This window comes from Sphaerisporangium corydalis (assembly GCF_025506355.1).
Lineage (GTDB): Bacteria > Actinomycetota > Actinomycetes > Streptosporangiales > Streptosporangiaceae > Sphaerisporangium > Sphaerisporangium corydalis.
The window spans coordinates 49,896-56,883 of record NZ_JANZYP010000069.1 but is presented as its reverse complement, the minus strand read 5'-3'; the positions used below and the strand labels follow the sequence as shown (position 1 = coordinate 56,883).

At 69.3% G+C, this 6,988-nt stretch carries 7 protein-coding genes; 5 read left to right on the top strand and 2 right to left on the bottom strand.

Annotated elements, in window-relative coordinates; translation table 11 throughout:
• On the top strand, positions 1-475 hold a 475-nt coding region (locus tag NYZ98_RS34220), incomplete at its 5' end, for a flavin reductase family protein (protein WP_262848046.1).
• 473 nt (positions 476-948) lie between these two features.
• Here NYZ98_RS34220 and NYZ98_RS34215 read toward each other — a convergent pair.
• Positions 949-1,551: a hypothetical protein gene (locus NYZ98_RS34215; RefSeq protein WP_262848044.1), complete on the bottom strand. Its 603-nt coding sequence runs from the start codon at positions 1,549-1,551 to the stop codon at positions 949-951.
• A gap of 352 nt (positions 1,552-1,903) precedes the next feature.
• On the opposite strand from NYZ98_RS34215, the gene NYZ98_RS34210 reads away from it, so the two are divergent.
• The 3 genes from NYZ98_RS34210 to NYZ98_RS34200 all read left to right on the top strand — a co-directional run bounded on the left by NYZ98_RS34210 (position 1,904) and on the right by NYZ98_RS34200 (position 4,966).
• Positions 1,904-3,718: an LTA synthase family protein gene (locus tag NYZ98_RS34210; RefSeq protein WP_262848042.1), complete on the top strand. Its 1,815-nt coding sequence runs from the start codon at positions 1,904-1,906 to the stop codon at positions 3,716-3,718.
• Positions 3,719-3,864: 146 nt separating this feature from the next.
• Positions 3,865-4,344, top strand: coding sequence for an RrF2 family transcriptional regulator (locus NYZ98_RS34205; RefSeq protein ID WP_262848039.1), 480 nt, complete (start codon positions 3,865-3,867; stop codon positions 4,342-4,344).
• 151 nt (positions 4,345-4,495) lie between these two features.
• On the top strand, positions 4,496-4,966 hold the full coding sequence (locus tag NYZ98_RS34200; RefSeq protein WP_262848037.1) for a carboxymuconolactone decarboxylase family protein: 471 nt from the start codon (positions 4,496-4,498) through the stop codon (positions 4,964-4,966).
• Positions 4,967-5,291: 325 nt separating this feature from the next.
• Here NYZ98_RS34200 and NYZ98_RS34195 read toward each other — a convergent pair whose 3' ends face one another.
• Positions 5,292-5,765, bottom strand: coding sequence for a MarR family winged helix-turn-helix transcriptional regulator (locus NYZ98_RS34195; RefSeq protein WP_262848035.1), 474 nt, complete (start codon positions 5,763-5,765; stop codon positions 5,292-5,294).
• A gap of 60 nt (positions 5,766-5,825) precedes the next feature.
• Here NYZ98_RS34195 and NYZ98_RS34190 point away from each other — a divergent pair, with 60 nt between their 5' ends.
• Complete coding sequence (locus NYZ98_RS34190) at positions 5,826-6,260, top strand: cupin domain-containing protein (RefSeq protein WP_262848033.1); 435 nt, start codon at positions 5,826-5,828, stop codon at positions 6,258-6,260.
• The last annotated feature ends 728 nt before the right edge of the window (positions 6,261-6,988 follow it).

Sequence of the window (6,988 nt, the reverse complement as noted above, 5' to 3'; positions counted from 1 at the left end):
CGAGTTCGTGGAGGCAATGGGGCAGCTTGTCGCGGGGGTGACCGTGGTCACGGTCCGGGATGGGCGGGATGACATCGGCACCACGGTCACCACGTTCTCGTCGTTGTCGGCCGACCCGCCTATGGTGCTGCTCAGCTTGATCTCCTCCGGGTATCTCTGCGAGGTGCTGCTCCGCCAGGACCGGTGGGCGGCGAGCCTCCTGTCCGGCGGCCAGGCCGTCGTCGCCAGCCGGTTCGCCAGCCCGGGTCGGCCGAGCGCCCGTCTCCTCGTCGCTGGTACGCCGCATCACCGTGGTGCACTCACCGAGGCGTTCGTCCTGGACGGTGGCGTGGCGGCTCTGGAGGCCGAGACGGCCCGGGTGATCCCGGCGGGCGACCACACCTTGTTCCTCGCCCAGGTCCTCGCCGTCGACTACGTGGACCCCACCCTCCCACCCCTCACCCGCCTCCGCTCCCGCTACCGCCCCGCCACCTGACGACGCCGTTCGTCCCACTCTGCTCGCCCTCAACCCTGTACCTCGCCCCATCGTGCTCCCGGCCCCTCGCTCCCCGATCCATTCGCCCCGCCCCATCGCGCCCCGATCCTTTCGCCCCCCCCTCGCTCCCCGACCTTCGCTCCCGCGTAAGGCCTCCTGTTTCGCCATCGCTGGAGGTTTCTTGCGCGGCGCCGATGCGGTGGGAAGTGGCACAGAGAATCCGGCGCCGAACTACGGTGGCTGACCGAAGAAACGTTGCGAACACCTCAGTGCCTGCTACCCGAGGCCGGGTTGAGCGCTGTTGGGTCCGGGGTCGAAAGGGGCCGGTAGGCCCTTGGAAACACTGCCCGAGCCGAAGGCGAGGACCTTTGTGAGGAACACGGCCGGGAGGAATCCGAGCCGGGTTGACCAAGCTGGGCAAAGCGAGCCGATAGGCCCAAAGAACTGCCCGAGCCGGAGGCGAGGACCTTTGGTTACGTGGGTGGGTGGTCTGAGGTGGTGATGTCTTGGGGGTGGGCGGATAGGAGGAGGGGGCCTGGGCCGCCGGGCGTGGGTTCCAGCCAGTAGAGCTGATAGGTCCCTGGTGGTGGAAGTTCCGGGGAGCCCGTTGGTAGCGGGATCAGGGTCGTTCCCACGATCGCCCGTGCCTTGCCGCCTGGGACGGCGACCACCCGGCCGGCGGCGCTCGTGACGCGGCCACTTTCCACGGCCACGATCGCCCGGCGGCGCGCGAACCGGTCCCCCCAGCGTGGTACGCCGCTGACCAGCGCCATGACCAGGACCTGCCAGCCCAACACGATCATGATGAAGAGCATCTCCTCCACGCCCCCGGCCACCCCGCCCTCGGGGTTGATCCCGGTGTTGGTGGTGGAGCCGTGCACCCCGGCCCCTGCCTCCATGAGCGCCAGGGCGACCAGCAGCGTCCACGCCAGGTAGGGCGGTCGTATCCGCGGGCCGATGATCAGCGCCCGCTGCGCCGGTGTCACGGCGCCCGCGGCGTTGGCCGCCAGCGTGTCCGGGTCGGTCCACGACCACGCCGTGGCCTGGTCGAGCCCGCTTCCACCGTCGCTCCGCATCTCGGTCCCTTCCCTCGCCGAGAGGTGCCGGGTTGCTATCGTGTTCGACCGAAGGAGATCTGGTCTTCAGTATGGACTGGATGAGGTTTTGTCGTGGGACGGCTGCGGCCGGTCCGGGCGATGAGACCGATTCAAAAATAAGGTGTTAGGCCGTTGACGTGCTGAGCACAGTGCAGCGGGCCTGAACCGGCGGCGGCCACCGACCGTAGAGAGGGTAGGTGCCGCCGACGACCCCCGTCCGCGCGGCGCGTTCCGGCGTACGCGACGGTGACCCGCATCATGCAGGCTTCGCGGAAAGGCTCTTGGTTTGTCGTTCTCCACACGCTCTGGCCGGCCGTCACCTGAACGACGAGTGGCGGCGGAGAGCGACCTACCGGCGGGCGACCCGGCGGTGGACGACACCCGGGAGCCCCTGCCGGACGACACCCGGGAGCCTCTGCCGGATGACGCCACCCCAGGTGACGAGGGGGAACCGGCCGTTGGCGTTCGGACGGGACGGCGGGTCGCGGGGCGGGTGGTCACCGTGCTGGCGTGCCTGTTCGTGCTGTTCGCCCTCATCGCACCGAACAACCTCAGCCACCTGACCCCCGGCGCGTTCGTCCGCGTCCCGCTGGAGGCCATGCTCGGCGCCGCACTCGTGCTCGTCCTGCCGGCGTGGGCGCGGCGCTGGGTGGCGGTGCCCGTCGGCGTGGTCCTCGGGCTGCTGGCCATCGTGAAGCTCACCGACATGGGCTTCTACGAGGTCCTCGACCGGCCGTTCGACCCGCTGATCGACTGGACCTTCCTCGGGGCCGGCGTGGAGTTCCTCACCACGTCCATCGGCCGGGTCGGCGCGATCGGCACCGTTGTCGGGGTCGGGCTGCTGGCGATCGCCGTGCTCGTCCTCATGACACTGTCGATCATGCGCCTGTCCCGCCTCGTGGTCCGGCACCGTACCCCGGCGACCGCCGCCGTCGTGGTGCTCCAGGTCGTCTGGGTGGGCTGCGCCGCGTTCGGCGCGCAGATCGTCCCGGGTACACCGGTCGCCGCCCTCGCGTACGACCGCCTGCTCCAGCAGGTGCGCGCGAGCCTGCAGGACCAGAAGGCGTTCGCCGCGGAGGTCGCCGTCGACGCCTTCCGCGACACCCCGGGCCAGGACCTGCTGACCGGGTTGCGCGGCAAGGACGTCGTCCTCGCGTTCGTCGAGAGCTACGGGCGCGACGCGATCGAGGACCCGGAGTTCGCGCCGCAGGTCGACGCGGTGCTCGACGCCGGGACCGCCCGGCTGCGCGCGGCCGGGTTCGCGTCCAGGAGCGCCTTCCTCACCTCTCCGACGGCGGGCGGCGGTAGCTGGCTGGCCCACTCCACGCTGCTCTCCGGCGTGTGGATCGACAACCAGCAGCGCTACAACGACCTGGTGGCGAGCAAGCGCCTGACCCTCAACGACGCCTTCCGGCGGGCGAACTGGCGGACCGTAGGCATCATGCCGGGCGTGACCCGCGAGTGGCCTGAGGGCAAGTTCTACGGCTATGACCAGATCTACGCGGCCAAGGACCTTGGGTACCACGGTCCGCGCTTCAACTGGGGCACGATGCCCGACCAGTTCACCCTGTCGTCCTTCCAGCGCTCCGAACGCGACAAGAAGGATCGTGCGCCGGTGATGGCGGAGATCCCCCTTGTCTCCAGCCACGCGCCCTGGGCGCCGATCCCTCAGATGATCGACTGGAAGAACGTCGGCGACGGTTCGGTCTTCGGCCCGATGCCCGCGACCGGCAACCAGCCGGACGCCGTGTGGAGCGACTTCCGGCGGGTGCGCACCGAATATCGGCGCTCCATCGAGTACTCGCTGAACAGCCTGATCTCCTATGTGGAGACCTACGGGGACGACAACCTGGTGCTCGTCTTCCTCGGCGACCACCAGCCCGCCCAGCTCGTCACCGGCGCGGGCGCCGTCCGGGAGGTGCCGATCACGATCGTCGCCCGCGACAAGGCCGTGCTGGACCGGATCTCCGGGTGGGGGTGGCAGGACGGCCTGAAGCCCGGCCCGAAGTCGCCGGTCTGGCCGATGAACTCGTTCCGTGACCGGTTCCTGACCGCCTTCGGGCCGCAGCCCCAGGCCACCCCGTCACCGGCACCGCCCCAGACGACCGCCGCGCGGCAGCCCGAAGGCTCACCGTCACCGCGCTGACGAACTGATGCTTGTGGCTGCCGGATGTTCACCTGTGCCGCACTGACGAACTGTCGCTATCCCGGCGGCGAGTCGGTGGGTCGCCAGGTGCTTCGGGGGTGCCCTTCCGGGCGGAAATCTGGATGGGTAGTATCTAGATTGTGCGGATGAGCGAGGGTGTCGAGTGGGCGTTGCACTGCTGCCTCACGCTCGACTGGCTGGGTGGCGACCGCCCAGTGCCGACCGCGCGGCTCGCGGCCGGGTACGAACTACCCTCCGCGTACCTGAACAAGCAGCTCCAGGCCATGGTCAGGGCCGGGCTGTTCACCTCCACAGCGGGTGCGCGGGGTGGCTTCCAGCTCGCCCGCCCGCTCGACAAGATCACGCTCATGGACGTCGTGACGGCGATCGAGGGGCCGGACGACGCCTTCCAGTGCATGGAGATCCGGCAGCGCGGCATGGGGGCCGAGGCTCCCTCGCGGCAGTTCAAGGTGCCATGCGCGGTCACGACCGCGATGCGCAAGGCCGAACTGGCGTGGCGGCGCGCGCTGGCCGCCCAGACCCTCGCCGACGTACGGGCGTCGGCCGAACGGCACTCACCTGACCTCGGTGCGGGCGTCCGGCGCTGGTACGAGCGCACCACCTGACCGATTTCGACGCGGGAACGGCTCGCGCACATGTGGAAGGAGAAACTGGACACTAAACATCTAGATTCAGGAGACCCGAGGCGGCCGGTCGCGGGCGGCGCGGGTACAGCACCACAGGTACGAATTTCGATGAGATGAACGGAGACACATCATGCAGCCACGTATCGAGAACTTCCCCAAGATCGCTGCCGAGGCCTACCGGGGGATGCTGGCGGTAGAGGCCTACGTCCAGGGCAGCGGCGTTCCGAAGAGCACGCTGAATCTGGTGAAGATCCGGGCCAGCCAGATCAACGGCTGCGCGTTCTGCCTGGACATGCACAACCATGAGGCCAAGAAGGCGGGCGAGGCCGACGAACGGCTGTTCACGGTGGCCGCCTGGCGGGAGTCGCCGTTCTTCACCCCCGAGGAGCGCGCCGCCCTGGCCCTGACTGAGGCGAGCACGCGGATCACCGACAACAGCGCGGGCGTGCCGGACGAGGTGTGGGACGAGGTCGCCGACACCTACGACGAGCAGTCGCTCGCGGCCCTCGTCGTGGCCATCGCCCAGATCAACGCCTGGAACCGCATCAGCGTCACCATCCGCTCCGTGGCCGGCTCCCACCGCCACGCCACGACGACCTGATCCCCGTCCCGCCGCGTCTTAACTGTGAGCCCTACCGGTAAAGGTCCTCGCCTTCGGCTCGGGCAGTTTTTCAAGGGCCTACCGGCATGGCCGGCCCTCACGATGCGCTCCGAGGGCCCACCGGCTCAACCGGTTCCAATTCCGGGAGGCCTGCCGGCCTCGGCCCCGTCCATTCACCCCGCCCATCGCTACCGGCCGGGTTCCCCGCGCTTGCTTCGCCATCGTGGGGCTTCTAGCTCGGCGCCGACGCGGTGGGACGGGGTATGGCGGATCCGGCGCCGGATTACGGTGGCTGACCTGGAGAATTCGGTGTCCAGCAGGGTCGTCACTGGTAGCCGCCGAACCAGCCGGGGACGTCGAGGCGGAACACGTCGGGTGGGGTCACGAGGCGGAGGTCGGACTCCAGGGCGCGGAGGCGGTCCTCGCCGAGGGTCCTGGCCCAGCCGGCCCGGAGGTCGTCGAAGATGCGGGCGGACAGGACGAGGCTGTCGACGCCCCGCTCGGTGAGCCGCACGATCTTGCGCCGGGCGTCGCCGGGGTCGGTGCCGCGCTCGATGTAGCCGATCCGTTCGAGGGTGTCGATCGTCTTCCCCGCCGCCTGCTTGGACACCCCGAGCCGGCGGCCCAGTTCGGCGGCGGTCGTGCCGCGCGTGCCGATGGCCTGCATCACGAACCCGTGCATCGGGCGCAGGTCGGGATGGCCCCGGCGGGCCAGCTCGGCGTGCAGCTCGTCAATGAGGACGCGGAACCCTAGGAAGAGACGCAACGGCAGCTCGAAGCCCGGGGGATCAGTTGACACGATGGACAACCTCATTCACTATATAGACAACAACATTGTCTATTATAGGAGAAGTGAGCGATGCCTGTCATCCGCCGCGCCGAAAGCCGCAGGACCGAGACGCCCAACGCCGTCATGACCACCTTCGCGTCGCCCACCCTGGGCGAGTCTGGCGTGGTCCTCTGGCGCGTGGACATGCGCGCCGGCCAGAGCGGGCCGGTCCACGCCTTCGACGTCGAGCAGGTCTGGACGGTCCTCTCCGGCGGCGCCTCCGTCCTGCTCGATGGTGAGAAGCCCGCCGCCGATGGGAGAAGGTTCGTCGTGGGGCCGGGGGACACTCTGGTCATGCCCGCCGACGTACGCCGCCAGCTGACCTCCGACCCGGAATCCGGCCTCACCGCGATCGTCGCCGCCCCGGCGGGTGGCCGCGCGTACACGCCCGACGGCCCGATCGACGTCTCCCCCACCTGCGCCGTCCCCGACGGCGACAAACTCATCCCCGCCTGGGTCGCCTGAACGTCCCCGCCCATGGCCGGTGTTCAATCCCGGCCCGCGTTCAACCTCGGCCCTGTTCAACCTCGGCCCTGTGTAACCCCGGCCCCTGTTCAACCCCGGCCCCTGCGTCTTTCGCCGGTCGTAATGTCTTTGCCTTTGGCGCCGACGCGGTGGGAAGTGGTGCGGTGAATTCGGCGCCGACCTGCGGCGGTTCACCGGCTATTGCTGTCGATCACTACCGCGCGGCTGTACCTGACAGGCTCCACCTGGCGGCAGGATCCGATGAGTTGGTTGTGGTTCGGCTGGATATGGTCCTCGCCTTCGGCTCGGGCGTGTTTCCAGGGGCCTACCGGCCCCTTTCTCGACCCCCGGACCTGACCGGGCTTCATCCGGTCCTGGGTAGTAAGGACTGGGGTGCTCGTAAAGGTTCTCCGGTTGGTCGCCGCAGTTCGGCGCCGAATTCTCTGTGCCACGTCCCGCCGCCTCGGCGCTATGGGACAACACCATGCCGACGAAGCCGGATTCAACGTGGGGCCGATTCGAACCGGGGCGAGGGTGGGGGCCGGGGGCGATGTCGGTGGTGGGGCGGAAGGGCCAGGAAGCCTTGGAAAACTGCCCGAGCCGAAGGCGAGGACCTTTGACCGGTCGGCCGCCGCAGTTCGGCGCCGACTTCGCCGTACCACGTCCCGCCGCGTCGGCGCCAAGCAAGACCACTCGATGGCGAAGGGGGAGGGCCTGGCCCGAGGGCG

Coding starts and splice junctions, on each gene's coding strand:
- NYZ98_RS34205 (WP_262848039.1), top strand. CDS start 3,865: ATGAGCGAGGGTGTCGAGTGGGCGTTGCACTGCTGCCTCACGCTCGAC.
- NYZ98_RS34200 (WP_262848037.1), top strand. CDS start 4,496: ATGCAGCCACGTATCGAGAACTTCCCCAAGATCGCTGCCGAGGCCTAC.
- NYZ98_RS34190 (WP_262848033.1), top strand. CDS start 5,826: ATGCCTGTCATCCGCCGCGCCGAAAGCCGCAGGACCGAGACGCCCAAC.
- NYZ98_RS34215 (WP_262848044.1), bottom strand. CDS start 1,551: ATGCGGAGCGACGGTGGAAGCGGGCTCGACCAGGCCACGGCGTGGTCG.